This is a genomic window from Xanthobacter autotrophicus (assembly GCF_030015065.1).
Lineage (GTDB): Bacteria > Pseudomonadota > Alphaproteobacteria > Rhizobiales > Xanthobacteraceae > Xanthobacter > Xanthobacter autotrophicus_D.
Genome location: NZ_JAIVFN010000225.1, coordinates 1 through 2,597, shown reverse-complemented (window position 1 = coordinate 2,597; position 2,597 = coordinate 1). Strand labels below are relative to the sequence as shown.

Annotated in this window: 2 protein-coding genes; both read left to right on the top strand. The window is 68.8% G+C overall.

Translation table 11 applies throughout. From position 1 onward, the window contains the following. The first annotated feature begins 113 nt into the window (after positions 1-113). The gene (locus K9U40_RS22525) at positions 114-995 is read left to right on the top strand and encodes a tyrosine-type recombinase/integrase (protein WP_282892334.1); all 882 of its coding nucleotides are present in this window, start codon (positions 114-116) and stop codon (positions 993-995) included. Positions 996-1,008: 13 nt separating this feature from the next. After that, complete coding sequence (locus K9U40_RS22520; protein ID WP_282892333.1) at positions 1,009-2,229, top strand: IS91 family transposase; 1,221 nt, start codon at positions 1,009-1,011, stop codon at positions 2,227-2,229. Positions 2,230-2,597 lie beyond the last annotated feature (368 nt).

Below are 2,597 nucleotides of genomic sequence, written 5' to 3'. Positions count from 1 at the left end.
CTAAACCGCTGCCGCGGTAACCGCCCGGCATGACGGGCGGTTGGATGTTTTCGACGTGGCGTCCCGCATAGGTGGGCGGAGCATCACGGGGTTTCTCACCACAGGAGAGCCCCATGGACGCTTCCGAACACCCCACCAGCGCACGGCCAGCCATCAGCCCGCTGCGGCAGCGGATGATCGAGGACATGACCATCCGCCGGTTCGGCGACCACACCAAGCGCGATTATATCCGCCAGGTCGCCGAGTTCACCGCCTTCCTCGGCCGGGCGCCGGATCAGGCCGAGCCGGAGGACCTGCGGCGCTACCAGCTTCATCTCGCGAGCCTCGGCGCCAGCTATGCCCGCATGAACCTCGCCTGCACGGCGCTGCGCTTCTTCTTCCACATCACGCTGGGCCGGGCCGGCTTCGGCGACCGGATGGCGCGGATCCCCAGCCCTGAGCGCCTGCCCGTGGTGCTCAGCACCGAGGAGGTGGCGCTGCTGCTCGCCCATGCGCCGAACCTCAAGTATCGCGCTGCGCTGAGCATCGCCTATGGCTGTGGCCTGCGGGTGTCGGAGGTGGCCCACCTCAAGGTCGCCGATATCGACAGCGCCCGGATGCTGATCCGGGTCGAGCAGGGCAAGGGGCGCAAGGACCGCTACGTGATGCTCGCGCCCGATCTGCTCGATCTCCTGCGACGCTGGTGGAAGGAACGGCGGCCGCTGGGCTGGCTGTTCCCAGGCCGTGATCCGGGCCAGCCCATCACCACCCGCCAGCTCGACCGGGCCTGCAGGACGGCGGCCTCCGCCGCCCGGCTCGACAAGCGCGTCTCCATGCACACCCTGCGGCACAGCTTCGCCACCCACCTGCTGGAGCGCAAGACCGATATCCGCGTCATCCAGGTGCTGCTCGGGCACAGGAAGCTCGACACCACGGCCGTCTATACCCGCGTCGCCCTGAAGACCCTGCGCGAGGTGGAGAGCCCGCTCTCCCTGCTGACACCGCCGCCCTTGTGAGCCGAGCCGGTCCATGGCGCGGCCTGCGCTGGAGGTCGCGGATATTCTGAACGCCCATGGCGATGCCTATGAGAGGGTTCGTGCCGGGCGTCTCAGCCGCAGCCAGCTGAAGGTGATGTCGGCCATCCGGTCCTGCCGCACGGCGGTGCTCGGCGGGCACGTGGCGCGCTGCGCCGACTGCGCCCATCTGGAGATCGCCTACAACTCCTGCCGCAACCGGCATTGCCCCAAGTGCCAGGGAGCAACGGCGCGGGACTGGCTCGCCGCGCGGCAGGCCGAGCTTCTGCCGGTGCCCTATTATCATCTCGTCTTCACCCTGCCGTCCGCGATCGGCGCCATCGCGTACCAGAACAAGGCCGTGGTCTACGACCTGCTGTTCAGGGCCTCGGCCGAGACGCTGGCCACCATCGCCGACGACCCGAGGCATCTTGGCGCCCGCATCGGCATCACCGCCGTGCTCCACACCTGGGGATCGGCACTGACCCACCATCCCCATATCCATGCCGTGGTGCCCGGCGGCGGGCTCTCACGGGACGGCGCCCGCTGGATCGCCGGTCGAGCCCGGTTCTTCCTCCCGGTGCGGGTGCTGTCCCGCCTGTTCCGGCGGCTCTTCCTCGACGGGCTGCGGACGCTCCACGCCACCGGCCGGCTCGCCTTCTTCGGCGATCTCTCCCCGCTGGCCGACACGCCTGCCTTCGAGGCGATGCTCGCGCCCCTGCGCCGCGCCGAGTGGGTGGTGTATGCCAAACGGCCCTTCGCCGGCCCCGCGGCGGTGCTCGCCTATCTGTCGCGCTACACCCACCTCGTGGCGATCTCCAACAGCCGGCTCCTTGCCATGGACGACCGCGGCGTGACCTTCCGCTGGAAGGATTATCGCGCTCGAGCCAAGGCTACCGGCAATAGCTGGATCAAGGCCATGACGCTCCCGGCGGATGAGTTCATCCGCCGCTTCCTGCTTCATGTCCTGCCCGACGGCTTCCATCGCATCCGGCACTACGGCCTGTTCGCCAGCGCGGTGCGCGCCGCCAACATCGACAGGATCCGCGCGCTGCTCGTAGACCAGCAGGTGCGCGCCTCGCCGGAGGAAGCCCCGCCTGCCGAGGAAAAGCGACCAGAGGCCACGCTGCGCTGCCGGTGCTGCGCCGGCATCATGACCATCATCGAGACCTTCGCCCGGGGGGCGGCGCCGAAGACCTGGCTCGCAAGTGCCTCCATCAGGATCGACACATCATGAGCGGAGCCGCCTCTCTCGAACTCCAGCTTCATCCGGCAGGCCGCTTCGCAGGCGCAAAGGATAGCTTCGTCCTCGCGCCGTCGATCCCGCGTTCGGCCTGGTCATGGCGACCGGCCGCGCGCTCTTCAACGGGCGCCGGCCGCCCCACAGCACTGTCCCGGACCAGAGGATCTTCCGGCAACAGACACCGGCAAGACGCCTCAGCCGCCTGCCCGGATCTCAAATCCCCATAGTATCGCAAAGACCTCAACCATCGCGCTCGTCGGACCGCGGTTTCCTCCCCTGGAGGCTTTCCGACGCCGGCCCGCGTGACCAGCCCCACCGTCGTGATCGGGCCGGCATCCGAAACCCTTCACAATAGCGGGCAT